At 65.1% G+C, this 25,554-nt stretch carries 23 protein-coding genes; 9 read left to right on the top strand and 14 right to left on the bottom strand.

Annotated elements, in window-relative coordinates; all coding sequences use genetic code 11:
* Positions 1-261 precede the first annotated feature (261 nt).
* The 3 genes from MJ205_RS17335 to MJ205_RS17325 are packed head-to-tail and all read left to right on the top strand — an operon-like array spanning position 262 to position 5,137.
* Positions 262-2,184 carry a PrkA family serine protein kinase gene (locus tag MJ205_RS17335; RefSeq protein ID WP_239809599.1) on the top strand — a complete coding sequence of 641 codons (1,923 nt, stop codon included), beginning with the start codon at positions 262-264 and terminating at the stop codon, positions 2,182-2,184.
* A gap of 56 nt (positions 2,185-2,240) precedes the next feature.
* Positions 2,241-3,512 (top strand): YeaH/YhbH family protein, encoded by a 1,272-nt coding sequence (locus MJ205_RS17330; RefSeq protein WP_239809598.1) that lies wholly within the window; start codon positions 2,241-2,243, stop codon positions 3,510-3,512.
* A complete protein-coding gene (locus MJ205_RS17325; RefSeq protein ID WP_239809597.1) occupies positions 3,509-5,137 on the top strand; it encodes a SpoVR family protein in 1,629 nt (542 codons plus the stop codon). The genes MJ205_RS17330 and MJ205_RS17325 overlap by 4 nt, the downstream gene beginning before the upstream one ends.
* 14 nt (positions 5,138-5,151) lie before the next feature.
* Here the strand turns inward: MJ205_RS17325 and MJ205_RS23795 are convergent, their stop codons facing one another.
* From MJ205_RS23795 to MJ205_RS17315, 3 genes are read right to left on the bottom strand one after another with little or no spacing between them, the layout of a single operon-like run.
* The gene (locus MJ205_RS23795) at positions 5,152-5,661 is read right to left on the bottom strand and encodes a rod shape-determining protein (RefSeq protein ID WP_409450715.1); all 510 of its coding nucleotides are present in this window, start codon (positions 5,659-5,661) and stop codon (positions 5,152-5,154) included.
* Positions 5,661-6,905, bottom strand: coding sequence for a multifunctional CCA addition/repair protein (locus MJ205_RS17320; protein WP_239809596.1), 1,245 nt, complete (start codon positions 6,903-6,905; stop codon positions 5,661-5,663). The genes MJ205_RS23795 and MJ205_RS17320 overlap by 1 nt, the downstream gene beginning before the upstream one ends.
* Before the next feature lie 9 nt (positions 6,906-6,914).
* Positions 6,915-7,781 carry a MurR/RpiR family transcriptional regulator gene (locus tag MJ205_RS17315; protein WP_239809595.1) on the bottom strand — a complete coding sequence of 289 codons (867 nt, stop codon included), beginning with the start codon at positions 7,779-7,781 and terminating at the stop codon, positions 6,915-6,917.
* A gap of 164 nt (positions 7,782-7,945) precedes the next feature.
* Between MJ205_RS17315 and MJ205_RS17310 the strand changes: the two genes are divergently transcribed.
* Entirely contained in the window at positions 7,946-8,833 is an 888-nt protein-coding gene (locus MJ205_RS17310) for an amino acid ABC transporter substrate-binding protein (protein WP_239812780.1), read from the top strand.
* Positions 8,834-8,911: 78 nt separating this feature from the next.
* Here MJ205_RS17310 and MJ205_RS17305 read toward each other — a convergent pair whose 3' ends face one another.
* Positions 8,912-9,889, bottom strand: a complete 978-nt coding sequence (locus MJ205_RS17305) for a Bug family tripartite tricarboxylate transporter substrate binding protein (RefSeq protein ID WP_239809594.1) — start codon at positions 9,887-9,889, stop codon at positions 8,912-8,914.
* 19 nt (positions 9,890-9,908) lie between these two features.
* A complete protein-coding gene (uraD, locus tag MJ205_RS17300; RefSeq protein ID WP_239809593.1) occupies positions 9,909-10,454 on the bottom strand; it encodes a 2-oxo-4-hydroxy-4-carboxy-5-ureidoimidazoline decarboxylase in 546 nt (181 codons plus the stop codon).
* Positions 10,455-10,555: 101 nt separating this feature from the next.
* On the opposite strand from uraD, the gene MJ205_RS17295 reads away from it, so the two are divergent.
* The 3 genes from MJ205_RS17295 to MJ205_RS17285 all read left to right on the top strand — a co-directional run bounded on the left by MJ205_RS17295 (position 10,556) and on the right by MJ205_RS17285 (position 12,780).
* Complete coding sequence (locus tag MJ205_RS17295) at positions 10,556-11,503, top strand: LysR family transcriptional regulator (protein ID WP_239809592.1); 948 nt, start codon at positions 10,556-10,558, stop codon at positions 11,501-11,503.
* A 231-nt stretch (positions 11,504-11,734) separates the two neighbouring features.
* The gene (locus tag MJ205_RS17290) at positions 11,735-12,094 is read left to right on the top strand and encodes a hypothetical protein (RefSeq protein ID WP_239809591.1); all 360 of its coding nucleotides are present in this window, start codon (positions 11,735-11,737) and stop codon (positions 12,092-12,094) included.
* Entirely contained in the window at positions 12,055-12,780 is a 726-nt protein-coding gene (locus MJ205_RS17285) for a hypothetical protein (protein WP_239809590.1), read from the top strand. Before MJ205_RS17290 ends, MJ205_RS17285 begins: the two co-directional genes overlap by 40 nt.
* Positions 12,781-12,803: 23 nt before the next feature.
* Here MJ205_RS17285 and MJ205_RS17280 read toward each other — a convergent pair whose 3' ends face one another.
* Complete coding sequence (locus tag MJ205_RS17280; protein WP_239809589.1) at positions 12,804-13,487, bottom strand: glutathione S-transferase family protein; 684 nt, start codon at positions 13,485-13,487, stop codon at positions 12,804-12,806.
* 167 nt (positions 13,488-13,654) lie between these two features.
* Positions 13,655-14,236, bottom strand: coding sequence for a 5-formyltetrahydrofolate cyclo-ligase (locus MJ205_RS17275; protein ID WP_239809588.1), 582 nt, complete (start codon positions 14,234-14,236; stop codon positions 13,655-13,657).
* Positions 14,237-14,640: 404 nt separating this feature from the next.
* On the opposite strand from MJ205_RS17275, the gene MJ205_RS17270 reads away from it, so the two are divergent.
* Positions 14,641-16,545, top strand: a complete 1,905-nt coding sequence (locus MJ205_RS17270; protein WP_239812779.1) for a lytic transglycosylase domain-containing protein — start codon at positions 14,641-14,643, stop codon at positions 16,543-16,545.
* A gap of 12 nt (positions 16,546-16,557) precedes the next feature.
* Here MJ205_RS17270 and MJ205_RS17265 read toward each other — a convergent pair whose 3' ends face one another.
* From MJ205_RS17265 to eat, 4 genes are all read right to left on the bottom strand, one after another.
* Entirely contained in the window at positions 16,558-17,481 is a 924-nt protein-coding gene (locus MJ205_RS17265) for an MBL fold metallo-hydrolase (RefSeq protein WP_239809587.1), read from the bottom strand.
* A gap of 90 nt (positions 17,482-17,571) precedes the next feature.
* Complete coding sequence (gene eutC, locus MJ205_RS17260; protein WP_239809586.1) at positions 17,572-18,438, bottom strand: ethanolamine ammonia-lyase subunit EutC; 867 nt, start codon at positions 18,436-18,438, stop codon at positions 17,572-17,574.
* Positions 18,439-18,447: 9 nt separating this feature from the next.
* Positions 18,448-19,839 carry an ethanolamine ammonia-lyase subunit EutB gene (locus MJ205_RS17255; protein WP_239809585.1) on the bottom strand — a complete coding sequence of 464 codons (1,392 nt, stop codon included), beginning with the start codon at positions 19,837-19,839 and terminating at the stop codon, positions 18,448-18,450.
* Between the two features lie 15 nt (positions 19,840-19,854).
* Complete coding sequence (eat, locus tag MJ205_RS17250) at positions 19,855-21,261, bottom strand: ethanolamine permease (protein WP_239809584.1); 1,407 nt, start codon at positions 21,259-21,261, stop codon at positions 19,855-19,857.
* Positions 21,262-21,418: 157 nt separating this feature from the next.
* On the opposite strand from eat, the gene MJ205_RS17245 reads away from it, so the two are divergent.
* Complete coding sequence (locus MJ205_RS17245; RefSeq protein ID WP_239809583.1) at positions 21,419-22,435, top strand: helix-turn-helix domain-containing protein; 1,017 nt, start codon at positions 21,419-21,421, stop codon at positions 22,433-22,435.
* A gap of 17 nt (positions 22,436-22,452) precedes the next feature.
* Here MJ205_RS17245 and phhA read toward each other — a convergent pair whose 3' ends face one another.
* The 3 genes from phhA to hppD all read right to left on the bottom strand — a co-directional run bounded on the left by phhA (position 22,453) and on the right by hppD (position 25,524).
* On the bottom strand, positions 22,453-23,280 hold the full coding sequence (gene phhA, locus MJ205_RS17240; protein WP_239809582.1) for a phenylalanine 4-monooxygenase: 828 nt from the start codon (positions 23,278-23,280) through the stop codon (positions 22,453-22,455).
* A gap of 63 nt (positions 23,281-23,343) precedes the next feature.
* Positions 23,344-24,309, bottom strand: coding sequence for a Bug family tripartite tricarboxylate transporter substrate binding protein (locus MJ205_RS17235; protein WP_312411237.1), 966 nt, complete (start codon positions 24,307-24,309; stop codon positions 23,344-23,346).
* Positions 24,310-24,399: 90 nt separating this feature from the next.
* A complete protein-coding gene (gene hppD / locus MJ205_RS17230) occupies positions 24,400-25,524 on the bottom strand; it encodes a 4-hydroxyphenylpyruvate dioxygenase (protein ID WP_239809581.1) in 1,125 nt (374 codons plus the stop codon).
* Between the last annotated feature and the right edge of the window lie 30 nt (positions 25,525-25,554).

The following is a 25,554-nucleotide window of genomic DNA, read 5'->3' as shown; positions in this document are numbered from 1 at the left end:
CCCTTTATGGGCCAGCGCAGGCAGTGGCCCCGTAACCAGAAATATTGCCCGCATTGTGGTCATCCGTGTGTAGGAAAAGTGATCTGGTCAAAGCGCCGCTAAGGTGCTAAAACCAAGTCACGATAACGGTTGCCTAGGGAGGTTCTGCAAAACCCTCGCCAAATGGTATGGATGCATTGCGGCCATGGCAGAGAGTTTTGCAGAGGGGTCCTAACAAGTTTGCGGCACGGTCAGCCCCTTGGGTGCCGCCACGGAGGTCGTATGGATGTCATCAGCAACTCTGCCGCCCGCTACGTTCGTCTGCGGGAGGAGGAAATGTCGCTCGACGAGTTTCTTGCGCTGTGCCAGCGTGACCCGATGGTCTACGAGGGGGCGGCCCACCGCATGCTGGCGGCCATCGGGGAGCCGGAGATGATCGACACCCGCAACGATCCGCATCTCTCGCGCCTGTTTGCGAACAAGGTGATCCGCCGCTACCCTGCATTTGCCGAGTTCTACGGCATGGAAGACTCCATCGAGCAGGTCGTGAGCTTTTTCCGCCATGCCGCCCAGGGCCTGGAGGAGCGCAAGCAGATCCTGTACCTGCTGGGCCCGGTGGGCGGCGGCAAGAGCTCGATCGCCGAGCGCCTGAAATACCTGATCCAGAAGGTGCCGTTCTATTCGCTCAAGGGCTCACCGGTCAATGAATCCCCGCTGGCGCTGTTCGATCCGATCGAGGACGGACCGGTCCTTGAAGAGCAGTTTGGCATTCCGCGCCGTTGCCTCAACCATGTGCTCTCGCCCTGGGCCGTCAAGCGCCTCGATGAATACGGCGGTGATATCCGGCAGTTCCGCGTCGTCAAGCGCTACCCCAGCATCTCGCGCCAGATCGGTATTGCCAAGACCGAGCCGGGTGACGAGAACAACCAGGACATTTCGAGCCTGGTCGGCAAGGTCGACATCCGCAAGCTGGAGAACTATGCCCAGGACGACACCGATGCCTACAGCTACTCGGGCGGCCTGTGCCTGGCCAACCAGGGCCTGCTGGAGTTTGTCGAAATGTTCAAGGCACCGATCAAGGTGCTTCACCCGTTGCTGACGGCCACCCAGGAAGGCAACTACAAGGGCACTGAGGGCTTTGGCGCCATACCCTTCGATGGCATGGTGCTCGCCCACAGCAACGAGAGCGAGTGGAAGGCCTTCCGCAACAACCGCAATAACGAGGCCTTCCTCGACCGGGTCTACATCGTCAAGGTGCCGTATTGCCTGCGCGTGTCCGAGGAGGTGCGCATCTACGAAAAACTCATCCGCGAGTCCTCGCTGGCCAGCGCGGTCTGCGCGCCCGGCACCCTCAAGATGATGGCGCAGTTTGCGGTGCTCACCCGCCTCAAGGAGCCCGAGAACTCCAGCATCTTCAGCAAGATGCAGGTGTATGACGGCGAAAGCCTCAAGGACACCGACCCACGCGCGAAGAGCTACCAGGAGTACCGCGACTACGCCGGCGTGGACGAGGGCATGTCCGGCATCTCCACGCGCTTTGCGTTCAAGATCCTGTCCAAGGTCTTCAATTACGACAGCACCGAGGTGGCAGCCAACCCGGTGCACCTGATGTATGTGCTGGAGCAGCAGATCGGGCGCGAGCAGTTCCCTGCCGATGTGGAGACCCGCTACACCAGCTACATCAAGGAGTACCTGTCGCCGCACTACGCCGAGTTCATCGGCAAGGAAATCCAGACCGCCTATCTGGAAAGCTACAGCGAGTACGGCCAGAACATCTTTGACCGCTATGTCACCTATGCCGACTACTGGATCCAGGACAGCGAGTACCGCGATACCGACACCGGCGAGGTGTTTGACCGCAATGCGCTCAACGCCGAGCTGGAGAAGGTGGAAAAGCCCGCCGGCATTGCCAATGCGAAGGATTTCCGCAACGAGATCGTCAACTTCGTGTTGCGGGCGCGTGCCAACAACCAGGGCAAGAACCCCAGCTGGACCAGCTACGAGAAACTGCGCCTGGTGATCGAGAAGAAGATGTTCTCCAACACCGAAGAGCTGTTGCCGGTCATCAGCTTCAATGCCAAGGCCAGCGCCGAGGATGCGCGCAAGCACGAGGACTTTGTCACCCGCATGGAAGCCAAGGGCTACACCCCCAAGCAGGTGCGTCTGCTGTGCGAGTGGTACCTGCGCGTGCGCAAGAGCAGCTGAAGCAGACCGAACGGCGCGCCGGCACCGGACGCGCCGCTTCATGGATGGGGGCACAGATGGCATTGCAAATCATCGACCGCAGGCTCTCCGGCAAGAACAAGTCGGTAGGCAACCGCGAGCGCTTCGTGCGCCGCTACAAGGCGCAGATTTCCGAGGCGGTACGCCGCGCCGTTGCCAACCGCGACATCCGCCACATCGAGCAGGCCGAGACCATCACGATCCCGCGCAAGGACATCCAGGAGCCGGTGTTCCACCACGGCCCTGGCGGCGTGCGCGACACCGTGCATCCGGGCAATACCGAGCATGTGCGGGGCGACCGCATCGCCCGGCCCCAGGGCGGTGCCGGCGGTGGTGGTGGCTCGCAGGCCAGCGATGGGGGGGAGGGCGAAGACGACTTCACCTTCACGTTGACCAAGGAAGAGTTCATGGAACTGTTCTTTGAAGACCTGGCGCTGCCGCGCCTGCTGCGCACCCACATTGCCAGTACCTTGCAATACAAGACGCGCCGCGCCGGCTACAGCCATGACGGCACGCCGCACAACCTGGCCGTGCTGCGCACGATGCGCGGCGCGCTGGGCCGGCGCATCGCGCTGACCAAGGCGCCCAACCGTGAGCTCAAGGCCCTGCAGGATACGTTGGCAGACCTGCTGGCGCAGGACGATGGCACGAGCGAAGTGGTGGCCGAGCTGCAGCAGCGCATTGCCGGGTTGCAGGCGCGCATGGGCAAGGTGGCCTTTCTCGACCCCCTGGACCTGCGGTTTCGCAGCCGCACCAAGGTGCCCGAGCCGAGCAGCCAGGCGGTGATGTTCTGCGTGATGGACGTGTCGGGCTCGATGGACCAGTCCCGCAAGGACCTGGCCAAGCGCTTCTTCATCCTGCTGTACCTGTTTCTCACCCGCCATTACGAGAAGATCGAGATCGTCTTCATCCGCCACCACACCCAGGCGGCCGAGGTGGGCGAGGACGAGTTCTTCCATTCCACTGAAAGCGGCGGCACCGTGGTCAGCAGCGCGCTGGTGCTGCTCGACCAGGTCATCCGCGCACGCTACCCGGTGGCGGACTGGAACATCTACGTGGCCCAGGCCAGCGACGGCGACAACTTTGGCGACGATGGCGGCAACTGCCGCAACCTGCTGGCCGACAAGATCCTGCCGCTGGCGCGCTACTTTGCCTATGTGCAGGTGGCCCCCGACGAGCAAAGCCTGTGGCAGGAATACACCCAGTTGTTGCCTCTGTTCCCGCATTTCGCGATGCGCAAGGTGGCGGAGCCCGGCGATATCTACCCGGTGTTCCGTGACCTGTTCAAAAAGGAAGGGGTCACGGTATGAATCCGTCGCAATACCCCGTGCTTGCACGGCGCAAGGGCTCCCCGCATTGGAAAGTGCCATTGTCCGCTGACCGCTCGCAGCGCGATGTGCCCGCCACGCCCCGGCCTGCGGGCCAGCGGCCCCGGCAGCCGCTCCCCGACCCCAGCGACTGGACCTTCGAGCTGATCGAGCGCTACCACGCTGCCATTGCGCAGACCGCCGAGCGCTACGGGCTGGACACCTACCCCAACCAGCTTGAGGTGATCTCGGCCGAGCAGATGATGGACGCCTATGCCAGTGTCGGCATGCCGGTGGGGTACCGGCACTGGAGCTATGGCAAGGAGTTTCTGGCCACCGAGCGCCGCTACCGCCGCGGCCATATGGGCCTGGCCTACGAGATCGTCATCAACGCCAACCCCTGCATCAGCTACCTGATGGAGGAGAACACCACCGCGATGCAGGCGCTGGTGATTGCCCATGCGGCCTATGGGCACAACAGCTTTTTCAAAGGCAATTACCTGTTCGGCATGTGGACCGATGCGGGCAGCATCATCGACTACCTGGTGTATGCCCGCGACTTCATCGCCCAGTGCGAGGAAAAGCACGGCTTGGATACGGTGGAGCAGTGGCTCGATTCCTGCCACGCGCTGGCCAACCTGGGGGTGGACCGCTACCGCCGCCCGTCCAAGAAAACCCTGGCGCGCGAGCGTGCCGAGCGTGAGCAGCGCGAGGCCTATGCCCAGCAGCAGGTCAACGAGCTATGGCGCACCTTGCCTGCGCGCCCCGACAAGAACAGCCCGGTGCAGCACCATGAGCGCTTTCCCAAGGAGCCGGAAGAAAACCTGCTGTACTTCATCGAAAAGAATGCCCCGCTGCTGGAGCCCTGGCAGCGCGAGGTGGTGCGCATCGTGCGCAAGATCGCCCAGTACTTCTACCCCCAGCGCCAGACCCAGGTGATGAACGAGGGCTGGGCCACCTTCTGGCACTACACCTTGCTCAACACTTTGTACGACGAGGGCTGGCTCACCGATGGCGTGATGATCGAATGGCTGTCGTCGCACACCAATGTGATCTACCAGCCGCCTGCCGGCCACCGTGCCTACAGCGGCATCAACCCCTATGCACTGGGCTTTGCGATGTACCGCGACATCCAGCGCATCTGCGAGCACCCGACCGACGAAGACCGGCGCTGGTTCCCCGATCTGGCCGGCACGCCCTGGCTGCCGGCGCTGCACCATGCCATGCAGAACTACAAGGACGAGAGCTTTGTCGGCCAGTACCTGAGCCCCAAGCTGATGCGCGACATGCGCCTGTTCTCCATCCATGACGATGCCAGCGAACGCGAGCTGCTGGTCAGCGCGATCCACAACGAGGATGGCTACCGCAACCTGCGCCAGACCTTGTCACAGCAGTACGACCTGGGCGCACGCGAGCCCAATATCCAGGTCTGGAACGTGAACCTGCGCGGCGACCGCTGCCTGACCCTGCGCCACACCCAGTACCAGGGCCGCCCGCTGGCCGACGATGTGCAGGAAGTGCTCAAGCACGCGGCGCGGTTGTGGGGCTTTGGCGTGCAGCTGGAAAGCGTCAATGGCGATGGCAATGTGCCGGTGCTGCTGCACTCCGTGGTGCCTCCGCCTTCCTGAGGCGGTGGGTGGGGCTAGCCACGAACAGGCCCTCTTTGCATCAGTGCCTGAATCTGTGCTTCGCTCAGGGCTGCAGATGCCATTAACTCCACATTGCGGGCCCCGCAGCGTTGGCCCAGCTCTCGCAGGGCGCGGTGCTCTACCCCTGTCAGATCCCCCACTGCCTGGGCGGGCGAAGGGCAAGGATGCAGCAACATGTGTGGCGAAGGCATCAACCAGCGATTGACGCGCCTGAGCTTGAGATAGGACAGCAGCGCATGTTTCAGAAACGCCTCCGCTGCTGTGTAATCGCTGATCAGGCAACGGGGGTGACCAAACGGCTTGCACAGAATGGCTCCCGGGGTTTGCGCCACTGCCAACCGTGCTGCAGCACCAGCGGCCAAAACACTGGTCGAGGGGCCTGCCCGCAAGGCAAGCACCGCCTCATCGCTCCATACGGCATCGCTGTTGCTGCTGCGGATCAGGACCGAATCGGGTGCAATGCGCAGGTACAGCGTGGGCGTCAGTAAATTTCTAAAAGCCATTACTGCTCTGCCTTCATCTCCTGTGCCACCGCCTGGCAACGCGCCTCATGCACCATCGCGCCAATCTCGGCGCCTTGGCGGCCGGTGCGGGCGGCGCGTTCTGCCACTTCCTTGGTGCTGACGGCTTGCGCGGCGGCCAGTAGGCGCAGCAGCTGTGCGCGTTGCGGGTAGGGCTTGTCTTCCAGCCCCAGCCGCCCCTGCGCATCGCACTGGCAGGCCAGCAGCGCCTGCGCAAAGCGATCGGGTTTGCGGAACGCGTCGCAGCGCTCGAGCAGGCGCACGACGGCAGCGGCTGCAATGCCCGGGCTGCGGTGGATATTGCCGTGCTCGGCGGCGACCACCAGCGCCAGTTCGGCGCAGTCACTGGGAACGCGCAGGCGCTGTTGTACCTGGCGGGCCAGGTCGACGCTGCGCTCCTCATGGCCGATATGGCGGGGCAGCACATCGGCCGGCGTCGTGCCCTTGCCCAGGTCATGCGCCAGGCAGGCCCAGCGCACGGGCAGCGGCGCATCCAGCTGGGCGGCGCGGTCCAGCACCATCATCACGTGGACGCCGGTATCCACCTCGGGGTGGTAGTCGGCGCGCTGGGGCACGCCCCAAAGGCGGTCCAGTTCGGGCAGCAGGCGGGCGAGTGCGCCGCAATCGCGCAGCACTTCGAACATGCGGGAGGGCCGGGCCTCCATCAGGCCGCGCGCCAGCTCCTGCCAGACGCGCTCGGGCACCAGCGCATCGACCTCGCCATCGGCCACCATCTGGCGCATTAGCGCGACGGTTTCCGGGGCGACGGAGAAATCATGGAAGCGCGCCGCAAAGCGCGCCAAGCGCAGGATGCGCACCGGGTCTTCGCGGAAGGCCTCGGTCACATGGCGCAGCACCCGGGCCTGCAGATCGGCCTGGCCGCCATAGGGGTCGGTCACCGGGTCGCTGCCATTCCAGCCGACGGGGGCGGCCATCGCATTGATCGTCAGGTCGCGCCGGGCCAGGTCCTGCTCCAGGGTCACATCGGGCGAGGTAGCGATGCTGAAGCCCCGGTAGCCCCGGCCGGACTTGCGCTCGGTGCGGGCCAGCGCATATTCCTCATGCGTGCGGGGATGCAGAAAGACCGGGAAATCCTTGCCGACCGGCACAAAGCCCTGGGCCAGCATGGCCTCGGGCGTGGAGCCGACGACCACCCAGTCGTGGTCATTCACCGGCAGTCCCAAGAGGCGGTCCCGCACTGCGCCGCCGACCATATATGTTTTCATCGCACGAGTTTACTTGCGTACCGGCTGCACATAGACGCCGCTGTCGTGCAACTCGCCCTCGGCCGACTCGATGCGGGCCACCGCCTGCGGGCCGGCGCGGCTGACCAGCACCTCCAGCAGCGATTCGGACAGCGCCTGGGCAGCGGTGACGGAGGGAAAGAAGGAGGGGCTGTTGACGGCAAACAGCAGGGTTTCATCGGCCGCCAGTGACAGCGGCGAGGCCAGGCTGTCGGTCAAGGCCAGCACCTTGCAGCCTCGCGCACGGGCCAGTTCCACCGCATGCACGGTCTCCTGCGAGTAAGGCGCAAAGCTGATGGCGACCAGCACATCGCCCTGGTCGATCGCGCGCAGCTGCATCTCGCGCACGCCGCCCATGCCTTCGAGCAGATGCACCGAGCGGCGAAACAGGCGGTAGACATAGACCAGCGAAAAGGCCACCGGAAAGCAGGCGCGCATGCCCATCACATGCACCTGGCCGGCTTTTTCCAGCAGCTTGGCGGCGGTCACCAGGCGCGCTGCGCTGTGCTGCTCGGTCAGGTCGAGGTTGCTGCGCTGCATCGCAAACATCTCGGCGGTGAGCTGCTTGTCGCGCGCGCGGCCCATCAGGCTGCGGGCCCGCTCACCATACTGGTTGCCCGCTTCGCTGGCCAGGCCCATGTCAGCGGTCAGCGCCTGCTTGAACGGGTTCCAGCCCTCAAAGCCGCAGGTCTGGGCGAAGCGCACCAAGGTGGTGGGCGGCACCTGCGCATGCTGGCCGACGGTGCGCATCGATTGGGTCACCACATCATTGGGGTGGTCGAGCACATAGCGCGCCACTTGCTGCAGCGAAGGGCTCAGGGAGGCAAAGCGGTCTCGCAGTTGGTCGATTACGCCCATGGCGGCGGGTCTTTCTTCAGATTTAGGGAAATCACGGGTAGCTATTGTGCGATATGGAACATATGATCCAAAAAAAATAAATAAGGAGCAAAAGTTCTGAAACGCCGCAAGGCACTGGCCGGTACCAATGGGGTGCCAGGAGGATGATGGTTATGCAAGGAAAAATGGGTGTGAAGCGCGCGGTGGCACTGGCGGCGCTGGCGTGTGCGTCCGTGGCGGCGATGGCGCAAAGCAGCAGCACGCTGGACAAGATCAAAAGCTCGGGCGCCATCACGCTGGGCTACCGCGAGGCCTCGTTCGGCTTCTCCTACCTGGACGCCAACCTCAAGCCCATCGGCTACAGCATGGACATCTGCGCACACATCCTGGAGGCGGTCAAAACCAAGCTCCAGCTGCCGGCGCTGAAGGTGAACTACCAGGCCGTCACGTCGGCTAACCGCATTCCGCTGGTGCAAAACGGCACGGTGGATCTGGAATGCGGCTCGACCACCAACCTGGTGGAGCGCCAAAAGCAGGTGGCCTTCTCGCCGGACATCTTCCGCTACAACGTGCGCATGCTGGTCAAGAAGAGTTCGGGCATCCAGAGCATTGCCGATCTGCAGGGCAAGTCGGTGGCCACCACCACCGGCACCACGTCGTTCCGCCTGCTGCGCCAGGCCGACCGTGCCAGCAAGCTCGACATCACCAATGTGCCGGGCAAGGACCATACCGAGTCCTTCCTGCTGGTGCAGGGCGACAAGGCTGCCGCCTTTGTGCTGGACGATATCCTGCTGGCCGGCCAGATCGCCAATGCGCGCGATCCGCAGAACTACGAAATCGTTGGCGAGAGCCTGCGCACCGAGAACCAGGCCCTGATGCTGCGCAATGACGACCCGGCCTTCAAGCAGCTGGTGGACGAGACCGTCACCGGCCTGATGCAATCGGGCGAGATGGAAAAGCTCTACAACCGCTGGTTCATGTCGCCGATTGCACCCAAGGGCATCAACATCAACTACCCGCTGAACGCCGAAACGCGTGATGCCTTTGCCAACCCCTCATCCAAGGGAATCTGAGCGTCCGTTGGAGATTGAACACGGGCCGCGATGAAGCAATCGACGAGGACCAGGGGCCAGGCCCCTGGTCTTTTTGCGCTATTGCGGCACCAGGCCTGCGGCCTTGACCAGCTGTGCATGCAGGCTGATCTCCTGCGCAATGGTTTGCTGGAACTGCTCCGGTGTCGTGGGCGCCACTTCCATGCCCACGTCCTGCAACTGCTGCTTGATGTCATCGCGCAGCAAGATGGCCTGCACCTGGCGGTTGAGCGCATCGACAATCGGGCGCGGCGTGCGCGCCGGGGCCAGCAGGCCGATCCAGGTCTGCATCACCATGTCGGGAATGCCGGCCTCCGCCATCGTCGGCACCTCGGCAATCAACGGCGAGCGCTTGTCGCTCATCAGCGCCAGCGCCGTGAGCTTGCCCGATTTGAGGTGGGGCAGGGCTTCGGGCAACGGCGCAAACAGCAGGTCCACATTGCCGCCGAGCATGTCGTTGATGGCGAGGGCGCCGCCCTTGTACGGCACATGCGTCATCTGCAGCTGGCCCCGGGTCTCGAACATCAGCGCCGCCAGATGCTGGGGGCTGCCTTCGCCCGAGCTGGCATAGGTCACGACGGTGGGCTGGGCCTTGGCAGCGGCCAGCACGGCAGCGGCGTTGGGGAATTTCTTGCGGTCCCTGACCACCAGCACCATGGCCTGGTTCGCCAGTTTGGTGATGGGCGCAAAGTCGGCCTGCGGGTCGTAGGGCAGGTCCTTGAAGATGCTTTTGTTGGTGGTCAGAAAGGACGCCGGCGAGGCCATCAGGGTGTAGCCATCGGGGCTGGCCTTGGCAACGGCCGGCAGGCCGATGCGGCCTGAGGCGCCCGCGCGGTTGTCGACGATGAAAGGCTGGCCGGTGCCGGCCTGCAGCTGCTGGCCCACCAGGCGCGCGATCATGTCCACACCGCCGCCTGCGGGCAGGGCGACCACCACTTTGACGGGGTGGTTCGGATAGCTGGCAGTCTGCGCCTGCGCGCTGAAGGCCAGCAGACCCAGCGATGCGGCCAGGCTGATAAGGTGGAGACGACGATGCATGGTGAACACTCCTGAAAAGTCAATGCGTGCAGACCGGGGCGGGATCGGCTTCCTGCAGGTAACGCGCGAGCCGCAGGCGGCTGATGGCCGCAATCTCGTTCAGCGCCAGTTGCAGCTCCCTCTGCCGGGTGTGCCCCAGGCGCTGCTCGAACACAAGCAAGGCCGATGCCAGGCTGTGCTTGCGGATGCAGAGAATGAAGGGAAAGCCAAAGCGCTCACGGTAGGCGCGGTTCAGACCATCCCAACGCTGGGCCTCGGCGGCCTGCAGCTGGCCCAGTCCCAGGCTGGCCTGCTCGTCGGTGGATGCGGCATTCATCGCCCCTGTTCGGGCCAGCTCGCCGCCCAGCTCCGGGTGGCCCGCATAAAAGCGGATGCGCGCCGGTTCATCCAGACCGGCGACCACGGCCAGCATGGCGCTGTGCAAGGCATCGGCGCTGGCAAAGGGGCGCAGCGCCACGGTCTGCGCTGCCACCCAGGGCGCATGCTCCCAGATGTCGGCCATCGCTGCGCAGAAGTCGTCGGGGCTGCAATGGTTGAGGTAGTCAAGGCGTTCAGCAGGTGTCATGCAGCCCATGCTAGGGCTGCAGAGCATTGCCGTCCATCATAGGTTTGGCAATGATGCATACGCAAAATTAGTACAATCGCGGCATTCCGGAGAGACCCCTTATGCGCCATTCGCTTGTACCTACCGCGCTGCGCTATGCGGACCAGGTCGCCCGCTCGGGCTCGATCCAGAAGGCTGCCCGCGAGTTGCATGTGGCTGCCTCCGCCATCAACCGCCAGATTCTGGCGCTGGAGGAGGAGTTGGGCGTTCCGCTGTTCGAGCGCATGCCGCGCGGCATGCGGCTGACGGCCTCCGGTGACGCGCTGATCACGATGGCCCGCCGCTGGCGCCAGGATGAGACCCGCATGGTGGCCGAGGTGCGGCGCATTCAGGGCATCCACCAGGGCCATGTGTCGCTGGTGGCGATGGACAGCCATGCCACCGGCGTGTTGCCAGCGCTGGTCGAGGCGCTCAATGCCGAGCACCCGCTGGTCAGCCTGTCCGTCGAGCTGAGCACCCCCGACGATGCCGAGACCGCGCTGATGACCGGCAAGGCCGACCTGGCCGCCATCTTCAACCTGGCGCCACGCCGTGAGCTGCTGGTGCTGTGGAAAGCCCAGCTGCCGCTGGGCTGTGTCGTGGCTCCGGGCCATGCGCTGGCCGGGCGCAAGACCGTCAGTTTTCAGGAGGCCACCGCCTACCCGATCGCGCTGCAAAGCCGCGCCATCACCATCCGCCGCCTGCTGGAGGCGCAGTTCAGCTGGCTGTTCAAGGATGCGCGGGGCTTTGTCGAAAGCAATTCGCTGCAACTGGTCAAACAGCTGGCGCTGGGCGGGCAGCGCCTGATCTTTACCTCGGAGCTGGATGTGGCGCCCGAACTGGCGGCCGGTGCGCTGGTGTTCATCCCCATTCGCGACCAGGGCGCCGAGCCGCAGGACATCAGCGTGGCGGTGGACGCCACCCGGCCGCCGGGCCCGGTGGTCAAGCTGGTGAGCCAGCAGCTGATCGCGGCCTTGCAGGCCAGCCTGGACCAGGCCCGCCAGCCCCGTCACTCCAGCACTTCGGTCTAGGAACCCGTTCAAAGTCTGCAGGGCGCTCAGCGCCATGCGCTGCGCCGCTCGGTTCGCTGCGCGCCGTTGTGGCCGATCCCGCCGCAGGGGCCGAGGGGCTTGCAGACGCTGCTTGAGCCATGATGTATTCACCAACCATATAAGCTCTTTGCATTAGCAGCACTTCCTCGCTATGCTGCCGGGCTGGCCTCAGAGGCCGATCCAACATATGACAAAGAGGGAGGGGGGGTTATGTGGACAACCATTGGCGTGGTGCTGGTGACCATGGCATTGACGTTTGCCGGTCTGTGGGTGCTGCTCAAGTTCGGCATGCGCTGGTATTTTTCGCGCATGCTCAGGCACGCCCAGGCGCTGGGCAGCGCCCCGCAAGGCGTGGTGGCGCGCATCACGATGCAGTTGGACAAGCTGCAGTTCAGCGACCCGCAGGTGCGCAAGGTGATAGAGGAATGCAAGGCCCTCGGTTATGCATCGGCTGGGCGCTACACGGTGGATGAAATGCCTGGTGTCAAGATCTGGGCGGGCACGCATGCGCAAAACGGCAGTCTGGCCTGGTGCTGGAGCTGGCGGACCGCTATTTCTCTGCCGATGTGATCCGGTTTTATGGGGAGGGCGCCGCGCTGGGGGCGGGCACCAACCCGGTGTTCCAGGCCGACCACTATCCCCGCCATGTCCAGTACCGCCAGTTTCCGCGCGATACGGCCATGCAGGAGCTGACGCAGTGGCTGGAGGCCCAGCCTTCGCCCTCTGCGGTGGTCGCTGCCACCCCCAAAAATCTGCGCCAGCTCAATGCCCGCATGTATGCGGAGATGATGGATTTTCAGCTGGCGCAACCCATGCCCGGCCTGGAGGCCTGGAAGCGCATGGCGTTGCAGGATGCCGCTGCCGTGGGCAGTACCGTGCCGACCTTGACCGAGCAGCAATGGCAGGCCGTCTACGATGCACAACGGGAGAGCCAGCAATCAGCCACCGAAGAGGCCCTGCAAGACCATGTGCTGCGCAGCGGGCAGGTATCGGCTGCGCAGTGGCAGGCGATGGCCCATGGTCTGGTCTATGTCTATGCGCACCTGCGTGCAGACGAGGTCGCAGAACGCGCATTGCGCCGCAGTGCGTGGACGGCCGATGTGCCCCAGGTGCAAGCGCTGCTGCGCCAGAATCTGGCGCATGCCGAGCTGTTTGAAGCGGTCCAGCGTTTGCTGCCGGAGGACGAACGTTTTGCGTACCTCATCAGCGTCAATGCCCCGCTGAATGCGCGGGTGTACCGGCCGCAAGCTTTGTGACACCACGGGGAGGCTGGCGGCCCTCAGCGCTCGGCGCGGTAGGGCTCGTCCACCGCGACAAAATCCTGCTCGGCCAGCGCCGCATCGATCCAGGCCTTGACGCCGGGCAATTGGTGCACGCGCTCGATATAGGCGGCGATCTCGCCGGGGACCGGCAACTGGTAGGTCTTGAAGCGCGAGCACACCGGCGCGTAGTAGGCATCGGCGATGCTGAATTGGTCAAACAGCATGGGCCCGCCATGCTGGGCCAGCAGGTGGCTCCACATGCTGCACAGGCGCTCGACGTTCTTGCGCACGGCGGCGTTGTCGCGCCAGACGATCCGGCCGACTTCGGCCAGATCGGCTTCGATGTTCATCGGGCAGGCGCTGCGCAGTGCGGTGAAGCCCCCGTGCATCTCTGCGCAGATGCTGCGGGCGCTGGCGCGGGCAGCCTTGTCCTGGGGCCAGAGCTGCTTGTCCGGGAACTGCTCGGCCGCGTACTCGGCAATCGCCAGGCTGTCCCAGACGCTGATATCACCATCGCGCAGCAGCGGCACCGTTCCGGTGGGGCTGATGGCCGTCATCGTGCGCTTGAATTCGGACTGGCTGTCAAAGCCATCAAAGCGGATCAGCTTTTCCTCGAACGGGATGCCTGCCTGGCGCAGCAGCACCCAGGCGCGCATGGACCAGGAGGAGTAATTTTTGTTGCCGATATAAAGCTGCAGCATGATCTCAATTGATTAATGGATGAAAACGTTCGGGGCCCTGTGCAGAACTCCCGCCCTATGGAACGAGTGCGGAGCATCCGCTACCGCGCTCAGACCCCGGCAGGGGAGGTGCAGAGGGTGCTAGGTTTGACACCGCAGGCACAGGCTCCCAAGGGGCGTAGCAGTGCCTAGGACGCGCCCAGCGGCCACACCACGCCGTTGTCATTGAGGATGGCATCCAGCGGCAGGTCATGGGCTTCGGGCTCGAAGTCGTCGACAAAGCCGTTGGTAAAGCCCAGGCCGACGGTGAAGGGGCGTGGCTCCAGCGCGGCCAGCGTGCGGTCATAAAAACCGCCGCCGTAACCCAGGCGGTAGCCACCCGGGCCATAGCCCACGCAGGGCACAAACAGCAGGGTCGGCACCACCAGTTCGGTATTTTGCGGCTTGGGGATGTCGTAGGCGTCCATCTCCATCGGGCAGCCGGGGTACCAGGCATGGAAGCTCAAGGTCTTGTGCTGCTTGTTGACGACGGGCAGGGCGATGCGGCGCAGCTTGGGCTCGTCCATCAGCGCACCGTCTTCCTTCCAGCGGTGCAGCGCTGGCAGCGGATCAAACTCGCCTTTGATCGGCCAGTAGGCGCCGATGACGGCATCCTGGCGTTCCATCAGCCAAAAACGCAGCACTTGCTGGAGCTGTTCGGCGCGCTCCAGACGATCGGGCATATGCAGACGCTGTTCGATGAGCGCTTGGCGCACGGCTTTTTTATCCATTGCAAATATCCCTACAGAAACACGCTGGGTCAGCCATTCTGACACCCAAAACTGCTGCTCCCGGCAAATGGGTTACCGTGAAAACCAGGTATCGTGGGGACCGCTTGGGGTGGATTCAGTAAGGGCATGTAAGCGGATGCCTCGGATTGCCGACCTTGTGGCTGCCGGCGGCGGTGGCGGTGTGTATGATTTTAGGGTTCACCTGGGCGCCGCTGGATAGCGCCGCCGTCTTGCAACCTGGAGCGGCTATGCGTCGGAATGTTTTCACCCCCTTGATGGCGGCCTTGCTGGCCTGCAGCGCCTGGCCGCTGGCTGCGCAGACGATTTTGCAGGGCGCGACGGCCGCGCAGACCTCGGTGCAAACGCCTGTGCAACTGCAGTCAAGTCCGTCGGTCAGCAGCGGCATGGTCAATGACGATGTGATCGTTGACATGCAGCAGGCCTTCCGCAAACGCGAGAAGAACAAGCTCACCCAGCTGCTGCCCAATGCGCGCGGCCATGTGCTGGAGCCCTGGGCCGCCTATTGGGAGCTGCGTGCCCGCCTGAACGAGGCCACGCAGGACGAAGTGCAGGCCTTTCTGACCCGCTGGGCCGGCACCTACCAGGAAGACCGGCTGCGCAACGACTGGCTGCGCCTGTTGGGCCAGCGCCGCGACTGGAGCAATTTCGATGCGATGTACCCGGCGTTCCGCATGGGCGACGACCGCGAACTGCGCTGCTATGCGGCAGTGATCGATCTGGCCAAGGGCGGCGAGCGCGAGGCGCTGGCCAACACGGTCAAGAGCAATTGGTATGCGCAGCGCGATTCGGAGGATGGCTGCAACCTGGCGGCGTCCGAGCTGTTTTCTGCCGGCGGCCTGCAGGCCGATGACATCTGGCGCAGGGCGCGCCAGACGATGGAGGCGGGCCGCCCCCGCGCCGCCCGCGCTGCGGTGGAAGTGGTCGCCCCCATGCAACTGCCCGCGTTTGCCACGATGCTGCAATCGCCCAGCAAATTCCTGACGGCCCAGGCCAAGACCTCTTCGAAGGAGCAGCAGGAGCTGGCCACGTTGGCGCTGATCAAGCTGGCCGCGGACAACCCTGATGGCGCAGCGACCTTGATGGAGGGCCGCTGGAACGAGCTGCTGACGCAGCCGCGCCGTGACTGGGTCTGGGGAGTGATCGGCAAGACCCAGGCGACGCGGCTGTCGCCCGATGCGATGACCAGCTTCGCGAAGGTCGGCAAGGATGCCAACCTGAGCGACGACCTGCTGGCCTGGAAGACCCGCGCCGCGCTGCGGGCCGGCCAGTGGCAGCAGGTGCGCAAGAGCATCGAGGCGATGAGCGCCGAAGAGCGCGAAGACCCGACCTGGATGTACTGGCAGGCCAAGGCCTTGCAGGCCGGGCGCATCAGCGAGGCGCAGACCCAGCAGTCGCGCCAACTGCTGCAAAAGATTGCCGGGACGCAAGGCTTCTACGAGCAGCTGGCGCAGGAAGAGCTGGGCCAGCCCATCGTCATCCCGGCGCAGCCGGTGCCTATCGATGCGCAGGCGCGTGAGTCGGTGCGCAGTAATGCGGGCCTGGCACGTGCGCTCTATGCGATCCAGCTGGGGCTGCGCAGCGAAGGCGTGCGCGAGTGGAACTACATGACCAATCTGCACCAGCGCGGCGGCATGGACGATGCCCAATTGCTGGCCGCTGCCGAGCTGGCCTGCCAGCGCCAGATCTGGGACCGCTGCATCAACACCAGCGAGCGCACCAAGACGGTGGTCGATGTGGGCCAGCGCTACCCGATGCCGTTCAAGGAAGCCGTGGTCAGCCGCTCGCGTGAGATCGGGCTGGATCCCGCCTATGTCTACGGCCTGATCCGCCAGGAAAGCCGCTTCATCATGGATGCGCGCTCCGGCGTCGGCGCCTCGGGCCTGATGCAGATCATGCCGGCCACCGCCCGCTGGACCGCCCGCAAGATCGGCATGACCGATTTCACGCCGGCCAGCATCAACGACCGCGACACCAATATCACCTTGGGCACCGCGTACCTGAAGCTGGCGCTGGACGATTTCGACGGCTCGATGGCGCTGGCTGCGGCTGGCTACAACGCCGGCCCCGGCCGGCCGCGCAACTGGCGCAATGGCCCGGTGCTGGACGGTGCCATCTGGGCTGAGAACGTGCCCTTTGCCGAGACGCGCGACTATGTGAAAAAGGTGCTCTCCAACACGACCAGCTACGCGGCCATTCTGACCGGCCAGCCCCAGTCGCTGCGTGCGCGCCTGGGCTCGGTGGGCCCCAAGCCCGAGGGCGAGCCGGACCTGTCCAAAGAGCTGCCCTGAGAGCGAAGAGGCTTACTGGTTGACCAGCAGCGCGCCCTCGCGCCGTGCGGCGCCTGAGCGCTCCAGGTCGGCCACCAGCGATGCATGCCACTGCGCCAGGTCCTGGTCGGCAAAGTAGCGCTGGTGCAGCAGGCCGTAGTAGGGTGTGGCGGCCAGCCAGGCCTGTACCTGCGCCAGCGGCCGCTGCTGCCATTCCAGCAGTTTGTACTTGAGCAGCACCTTGGCGGCATAGAGCGCATGGCGCTCGGGGCTTTGCACAAAGCGCTCCAGCCGCTGGCGCGCGGTCTGCAATGCGGTGGCCACATCGCTGAACGCACTGCCATGGCCGGGCAGCACCAGGCGGGGCTGCAGGCGCTCGATCACATCCAAGGTGGCAGCCACCTCGTCAAAGGCTGCGGTGCCCTCGATCTCCGGAAAGACCACGCCAAAGCCGTTCTCCCAGAGCGCGTCGGCCGAGATCAGGGTGCGCGAGGCGGGCTCGAACAAAATCACCGAATGCGGATCATGGCCGGGCGCGGCATGGATTTGCCAGCGCTGCTCGCCCAGCGGGGTATAGGTGCCGGGCTGCAGCACCTCGTCCATCCGGAAACGCGGGCAGTCCTGGCCGGTGGGGCGGTAGCTCAGCTGGTGCTCGTCCCAATCGGCGACGGCCTGCGCATGGCCGGGTGCAATGCCGGTGCGGGCCTGGGGCCAGCGCTGCTGCAAGGCGGCATTGCCGCCGCAGTGGTCGCTGTGCAAATGGGTGTTGACGATGCGCTGCAGCGGCGCGCCCTGCAGGCTGGCCTCGACCAGGCTCACGGTCTGCTCGGCATGGCTGCAGTAGCCGGTGTCAACCACCGCCGTGACGCCGCGCACAAACACGGCATTGTTGGCGGACAGCCAACCGCGCTCAAGGAACTGGAGACCGGCGGGCAGCGGCAGGGCGGAGGCGGGCATGGTGGGGTCTGGCGGCGGGGGTGAACATGGTCTGACCCCCCAGCCTAGCAGACAAGCACCGGCGGCGCATGGCCGGCTGGCACCCAGGCGTCAACGGGGCCGCTGCGCAGCAGTGGGGGCCAGCACAAAGGGCTGGCCAGCCTGCTCGGGCGCGGCCAGCGTATCGGACTCGTCCTTGAGCTGCACGCCCGAGAGCTGGCGCTGGCGCGCCTGCTGCATCAGGTAGTGCAGCTTGTGCACCGCCTGCGCATAGCTCAGCCCCTGTTCGCGCACATTGGAGATGCAGTTGCGCGACTCGTCGGTCATGCCCGGGCGGGGCTGCCAGGTCATGTACAAGCCCATGCTGTCGGGAGAGCTCAGGCCCGGGCGCTCGCCGATCAGCACCACCACCAGTGAGGCGCCCAGCGCCGCCGCTATCTCATCGCCCAACGCCACCCGGGCATTGCGCACCACGCTGATCGGGCCGATGCGCCAGTGCGTAGCCAGTGCCGGCAGCATCTGGCGCAGAAAGGGCCACGCATTGCGCTCGATCGCCAGCGATGACAGGCCATCGGCGACGACGAACACCACATCGGCCGGGGCGCCCGGCAGGCCTTGGAGCAGGCTGCGCGACGCCGTGTCCAGGCGCCGGCCCAGATCCGGCCGCTGCAGGTAGGTGGGGCGGTCCTGCGCCGCGCTATGCAGGCGCAGGACTGGCTGGCCCGGCGGCGCCAGTGTCTGCAGCTCGCCAGCGAGCAGGTCCATATCCACTTCGGTATGCACGGCCATGCGCGCCTGGGCATGGGCCAGCGCAAAGTCCAGGTGCGCGCGCGTAGGCAGGCTGGTGCCGGCGCGTCCCAGTGCAATGCGGGCGCTGGTGAACTGGCGCAGGCGCTCCCAGGGGTTGGGGGTGACGGTCGCGCTCGCGGGCTCGGCGGCGGCGGGCAGCGGTGCGGGGGCGGAGGGGCGTAGGGACATGGGCAGCGGTCAGTTGAGCTGGGCCAGCGCTTGCGAGAAGGGGGCGGGCAGGCCATCGGCCAGGCGCAGGCCTGGGCCCCCGGACTGGGCAATGCCCATGGTCTGCAGCCACGCTTCGAACTCCGGCGTGGGCCGCAGGCCCAGGGTCTTGCGCAGGTAGAGCGCGTCGTGGAAGGACGTGGTCTGGTAGTTCAGCATGATGTCGTCCGAGCCCGGAATGCCCATGATGAAGTTGATGCCGGCCACGCCGAACAAGGTCAGCAGCACGTCCATGTCGTTCTGGTCGGCCTGGGCATGGTTGGTGTAGCAGATGTCGCAGCCCATCGGCAGGCCCAGCAGCTTGCCGCAGAAATGGTCCTCCAGCCCGGCGCGGATGATCTGCTTGCCGTCATAGAGGTACTCGGGGCCGATAAAGCCGACCACGGTGTTGACCAGCAGCGGCTGGAACTTGCGCGCCACCGCATAGGCGCGCGCCTCGCAGGTCTGCTGGTCCAGCCCATGGTTGGCGCCGGCCGACAGCGCGCTGCCCTGGCCGGTTTCAAAGTACATGGCGTTGTTGCCGACCGTGCCGCGTGCGAGGCTCTGCGCCGCGTCATAGCCTTCTTGCAGCAAGGCCAGGTCAATGCCAAAGCTGCGGTTGGCATCCTGCGTACCTGCGATGGACTGGAACACCAGGTCCACCGGCACGCCACGGCCGATGGCTTCGATGCTGGTGGTCACATGGGTGAGCACGCAGGACTGCGTGGGAATCTGGTACTGCTGGATGACCTCGTCGAGCATGAAGAGCAAGGTGCTGACGGCGGCGATGCTGTCGCTGGCCGGGTTGATGCCGATGACGGCATCGCCATTGCCATACATCAGGCCGTCGAGCAGGCTGGCGGCAATGCCAGAGGGGTCATCGGTGGGGTGGTTGGGCTGCAGGCGGGTGGACATGCGGCCGGCCAGGCCGATGGTATTGCGAAAGCGGGTGACCACGCGGCATTTCTGCGCGATCAGGATCAGGTCCTGGTTGCGGCAGAGCTTGGAGGTGGCGGCCACCATCTCCGGGGTCAGGCCCGGTGCCAGTGCGCTCAACGCGGCTTCATGGGCGGCATCGGACAGCAGCCAGTCGCGAAAGCCGCCGACCGTCAGGTGCGCCACCGGGGCAAAGGCGGCGCGGTCATGGCTGTCGATGATGAGGCGGGTGACTTCGTCGCTCTCATAGGGCACGAGTGCCTCTTGCAGGAAGTGGGCCAGCGGCAGATCGGCCAGCGCCATCTGCGCGGCGACGCGCTCGGTGTCATGCCGGGCCGCGACGCCCGCCAGGTTGTCGCCCGAGCGGGCCGGTGTGGCCTTGGCCATCAGCTCGCGCAGCGATGCAAACACATGGCGTTCGGCGCCAACGGTATGGGAATGGGGCATGGTTGCAGCGCTTCCTCAGGGGGTTGTCTCGCCGGGGGCGTCGGCCACCAGGTGGTGGCGGCTGTACAGCGCAAAGTAGGCGACGAAGACAGCGTATACGATGACGGCGCCAATGAGAACCCGGGGATCGACCAGAAAACCGGCCACCACGGCGATGCAGGCCAGCACCAGCGCGATGCCCGAGGTGAACACGCCCCCCGGGGTGCGGTAGGCGCGGGGCAGGTTGGGCTCCTTGATGCGCAGCCAGATGTGCGCGGCCATCATCATCACGTAGGAGATCGTGGCGCCAAACACCGCGACGAGGATCAGCAGATCGCCCTGGCCGGTCAGCGACAGCGCAAAGCCGATGGCGCCGGGCACCAGCAGCGCCAGGTAGGGCGTCTTGCGCTGGGTGGTCAACGACAAGCCCCGGGGCAGGTAGCCGGCGCGGGACATCGCAAACACCAGGCGCGAGTAGCCATAGATGATCGAGAAGAAGCTGGCAATCAGCCCGGCCAGGCCGACAAAATTGACGAAGCGGCTGATCCAGCTGGGGCCACCCAGCACCTTGCTCGATTCGAGCGCCTCGACCAGCGGGTTGCCCGAGTTCATCAAGGCCGCTGCACCGGCGCCGCCCGGTGCCAGCACCAGGATCAGGCCGCAGAACAGCACCAGCACGGCGATGGCGCCGATCAGTCCCCTGGGCAGATCGCGGCGCGGGTCCTGCGCTTCTTCGGCGGCCAGCGGCACGCCCTCCACCGCCAGAAAGAACCAGATGCCATAAGGAATGCAGGCCCAGATGCCCAGGTAGCCAAACGGCAGAAAGTCGCTCGCGCCCCAGGCGTCGGTGGGGGCGATGTCGAACAGGTTGCTGACCTGGAAATGCGGCACCATCGCGGCGATGAAGACCACCAGCGCAACGACGGCCAGCGCGGTAACGGCAAAGATCAGGCGCAGGGCCTCGCCGGCGCCATAAATGTGGATGCCCAGAAAGACGGCATAGAAGCCCAGGTAGACCATCCAGCCATCGATGCCGAACAGCGACTGGCAGTAGGCGCCGATAAACGTGGCGATGGCCGCCGGTGCAATCGCGTACTCCATCAGGATTGCCACGCCGCAGAGAAAGCCACCCCAGGGCCCAAAGGCGCGCCGCGCAAAGCCATAGCCGCCGCCGGCCGTGGGGGCGATGGTGGCCAGCTCGGCCAGCGCAAAGCACATGCAGGTGTACATCGTGGCCATCAGCGCCGAGGCCACCAGCAGGCCGCCCCAGCCGCCGGTCTTGAGGCCGAAGTTCCAGCCGGCATAGTCGCCCGAGATGACATAAGCCACGCCCAGGCCGACCAGCAGCAGCCAGCCGGCGGCGCCGCGCCGCAGCTGGCGCTGCTCGAAATAGTTGCTCGGGTGCGCGGCGCTGGCGCCTGCAGGGGTTGCGTTATCGGCCATGGCCTACCTCGTGAACTGTGGTGCTTCCCATGGTGGCAAGAATGCGGGCTGCGCTCTATCCGATTTCGGCAAATCTGGATCAGGGGAAGGCTGGGTTGACCTTGGTCCGCTTTTTGCATGACCATGCCGGTATGCCTCGCCACGCCACAGCGCCTCCATGTCCTTGAGCGCCCCTTGTCCATCGCCCACGCTGAGCAGCCGCCGGGCGGAGCACAGCGCCGCTGCAGGCGCGCCAGCGGCGCAGGTGGCGCAGACCTGTGATGTCGACGAGCAGGCGGCCCTGCTGCAGGGCTGGAACCAGCGCTATGAGCAGCTGTCAGCGGGCAGCTTCGAGGGCCGGGTGACCAGCCTGCATCTGGGGCCCATCCAGGCCTGGCGCGAGTTCTCCAGCCAGGCACTGCACCAGACCGGGGCATTGCGCGCCGGGCAACTGGCCATCGGGCTGCCCAGCAGCATTCCGGGCAACACCATGTTCTGCAACCGCTCCTGCAGCGAAGGGCATGCGATTGTGTTTTCGGGCGATGGCCCCTTCGAGTTTGTCTCGCCGGGTGGCCTGGAGATCATTGATTTTGTCGTGGAGCAGGGAAGCCTGGAGCCCTACCTGACCGCCAGCGAGCGCGAGCAGCTGCAGGCCCAGCTGGCGCAGCCGCATCTGCGGCCGGTGTCGGCCCATGAGCGCTGGCGCCTGCCGATTCTGCTGTCCGACATGCAGCAGTGCCTGGCGCAGACGGCGCCCGGGGCCTTGCCGCCCCAGCAGCTCGACGAGATGGCCGGCGATGTGCTGGCCGCCATTGCCGCCGTGCTGCGCGATGGGGTGGGCAGCGAGGCCGATGAACAGCTGTCGTACCAGCGGCGTGCGCATATCGTCAGCCTGGCGCGGGAGCGGGTGGTGGCGACCGGTGCCGATGGCTCATTGACGGTGGAAGACCTGTGCCAGGCGCTGGCGGTGAGCCGCCGGGCCTTGCAGTACTCGTTCCAGGAAGTGCTGGGCATCTCGCCGCAAAGCTATCTGCGCGCGGTGCGCCTCAATGGTGCACGCCGCGCGATCAAGCAGGGCAGCAGCGTGTCCGATGCCGCACTGGCCTGGGGCTTTTGGCACTTTGGCCGCTTTGCGCAGGAGTACAAGGCGCTGTTTGCCGAGCTGCCGTCCCAGACCTGCAAGCGCTACCGCTGAGCGGCGCGCGCCTGGTATCAGCCGCGCGCGTCTGCTGCCAGCTCCGGCAGGCCGCGCAATGCGGCATACACGGGGGTGAAGTCGCCTTCGGTCATGTCAAACAGCTGCTGGAAATCGTCGATGACGAAATAGGTCTGCTGGTACGTGTCGATCTTGTAGCGGGTGCGCATCGTGCGCTCCAGCGACAGCGGCAGGCGCTGGGGCAGCGGGCTGGTGACGGCATGCTGCAGCTCACCCGATGAGCTCAGGATGCCGGCGCCATAGGCGCGGATCTCCCCTTGCTCGCGGATCAGGCCGAACTCGATCGTGTACCAGTACAGGCGGCTGAGCATTTCGCAGGCACCCAGGCGCTCGGCCTTGAGCCCGCCCTGGCCGTAGCGCTGCACATAGTCGGCAATCACCGGGTTGAACAGCAAGGGCACATGGCCGAAGAGGTCATGGAAGATATCGGGCTCGACCACATAGTCGAACTCTTCGGGCTTGCGGATCCAGTCGGTGACCGGGAACTTGCGGTTGGCCAGCAGGCTGAAGAATGGCACTTCGGGGATCAGGCCCGGTACGGCCACGATCTCCCAGCCTGTCGCCTGGCGCAGGCGCTGGTTGATGTCTTCAAAGCGGGGAATGCGGTCTTCAACGCCCAGCGAGGGCAGCGCATCGATGAAGGCCTGGCTCGCCAGCCCCGGCAGCAAAGCCTTTTGGCGCGCATACAGACGCCGGTAGGTGTCGTGGTCGGCCTCGGTGTAGGCGGCGTAATCTTGCGCGCAGGTGTAGTCCTCCTGCGCACGGCTGTAGTCGCCGCGGGGTGGGCGGTCGGATTGTCCATAAACCACAGGTGCTTGTCCCATGCTGTGCTCCTTCATTTTTTATAGAGACCAGCCGGGCACCCGCAGTTGATGGGCTGCAGGCGCTCAGTTGGCCTTGATCTTGATCGTGTTGATCAGAAACTGAAACTTGCGTCCTTCCTGCGAAACAAAGTGCGACAGCTCCTTGAGGCGCATGTCTTCCGGGCCAATGCCCATCTTCAGGTATTCGGCCTTGAAGCGCGGGTCGGTCAGCGCACCTTGGAACGCGTAGGCGTACTTCTGTGCTTCCTGGTCAGGCAGGCTGGCGGGCGCAAATACCCCGAACCAGGTGGACACATCAAAGCCCGGCACCGCTTCGTTCACCGGCGGCACCTGGGGCAAGGCAACATTGCGGTCCGAGGTCGTCACCGCCAGTGCCAGCAGTTCGCCGGACTTGATCAGCGGCAGGGCCGAGGCCAGGTTGTCGAACACCACATCGATCTCGCCCCCCAGCAAGGCCTTCTGGGCCGGTGCGGCGCCGGCATAAGGCACGCTGGGCATCTGCAGGTTGGCCAGCGACTTGAGCATCTCGCCGGAGATATGGCCGATACTGCCGTTGCCGCCCGAGCCCATCTTCAACGTGCCGGGGTGGCCCTTGATGTAGGCCACCATCTCCGAGGTGGTCTTGATGCCCAGCTGGTCGGCGCGGCTCTTTTTCATCACCAGCACGTTGGGCACGCGCGCTACCAGGATCAGCGGCTTGAAGTCCTTCTGTGCGTCGTACTGGGGGGGCGTGCCCAGGTAGGGCAGCACCGCATGCGTGGCCACCGCGCCCATCAGCACCATGTTTTCCTGGGGCTTGGCATGGGCCACCAGTGCTGCGCCGGTGGCGCCGCCCGCGCCCGGCTTGTTGGCCACCGTGATGGCGCCCAACTGCTTTTCAGCACCCTGGGCCAGCAGGTGGGCCGAGGTGTCCAGCGGGCCGCCGGCGGGGTAGGGGACCACGAAGGTCAGCGGCTGGCTGGCGTTCTGCGCGCTGGCAGCCAACATGAAACCAGACAGAATGGCGGCGAAGGTGACGGAGCGTTTCACAATTGTTTCCAGATTGATAAATCGCTCCGCAGTATAGAGAGGCCGCATGGCAAATTAAGGAATATCAATGCTGCGACCGTTCAATTTTTCCTATAGCACCCCACGGCGCATCTGATCGAGCTCAATGCTCTCGAACAGCGCCTTGAAATTGCCATTGCCAAAACCGTCGTCGCCCTTGCGCTGGATGAACTCGAAGAAGATGGGGCCGAGCTGGTTTTCGCTGAAGATCTGCAGCAGCAACTTCTGGCCGGTGCCATCGATCAGGATCTTGCGCTTTTTCAGCTCGGCCACGTCCTCGCCATGGTCGGGCAGGCGCTTGTCGACCAGCTCGTAGTAGGTGTCGATGGTGTCGAGCAGCTTGACGCCGCCGGCACGCAACCGGTCCACGGTTTCATAGAGGTTGTCCGAGCCCATCGCGATGTGCTGGATGCCTTCGCCGTTGTACATATCCAGGTATTCCTGGATCTGGCCGGCCTTTTCCTTGCCCTCTTCGTTGATGGGGATGCGGATCTTGCCGCAGGGACTGGTCATGGCCTTGCTCTTGACGCCGGTGACCTGGCCTTCAATGTCGAAGTACTTGATCTCGCGGAAATTGAACAGGCGCTCGTAGAAGCCGGCCCATTCGTCCATGCGGCCACGGTGCACGTTGTGGGTCAGGTGGTCGATATAGGTCAGGCCATGGCCATGCGGGTTCAGCGCTTCCTCGGCGCTGACGCCGGGCAGCGGCTCGAAGTCCACATCGAAGAAGCCGATGTTGCCGATGTCACCGGCTTGTGCGCCGTTCTTGCCGCGCCAGCGGTCCACCAGGTAGATCAGGCTGTCGCCAATGCCCTTGATCGCGGGGATGTTCAGCTCGCCCGGGCCGGCCTGGCCGGCATAGCCCCAGGCGCCCAGGCCCAGTGCGCGTTCGTAGGCGGCCTTGGCATCCTGCACGCGGAAGGCGATGGCACAGACGCTGGGGCCGTGGAGGCGGGCAAAGCGCTGGGCAAAGCTGTCGGGCTCGGCGTTGATGATGAAGTTGATCTCGCCCTGGCGGTACAGGGTCACGTTCTTGTGGCGGTGGCGCGCGACGGGTTTGAAGCCCATCGATGTAAAGACCTTGCCCATCGCGACCGGATCGGGTGCGGCATATTCGATGAACTCGAAACCGTCGGTGCCCATGGGGTTGTCCCAGGTCGTGAACTCAATGGTCTGGTGGGGAATGGCGGCGGTCATCGCGGGTCTCCTGTGGATCGTCTCTGGTGG

The organism is Comamonas sp. B21-038 (assembly GCF_022387135.1).
Classification (GTDB): Bacteria; Pseudomonadota; Gammaproteobacteria; order Burkholderiales; family Burkholderiaceae_C; genus Comamonas; species Comamonas sediminis.
Note: the sequence above shows the minus strand (reverse complement) of the source record. Positions and strands in the feature narration are given on the sequence as shown.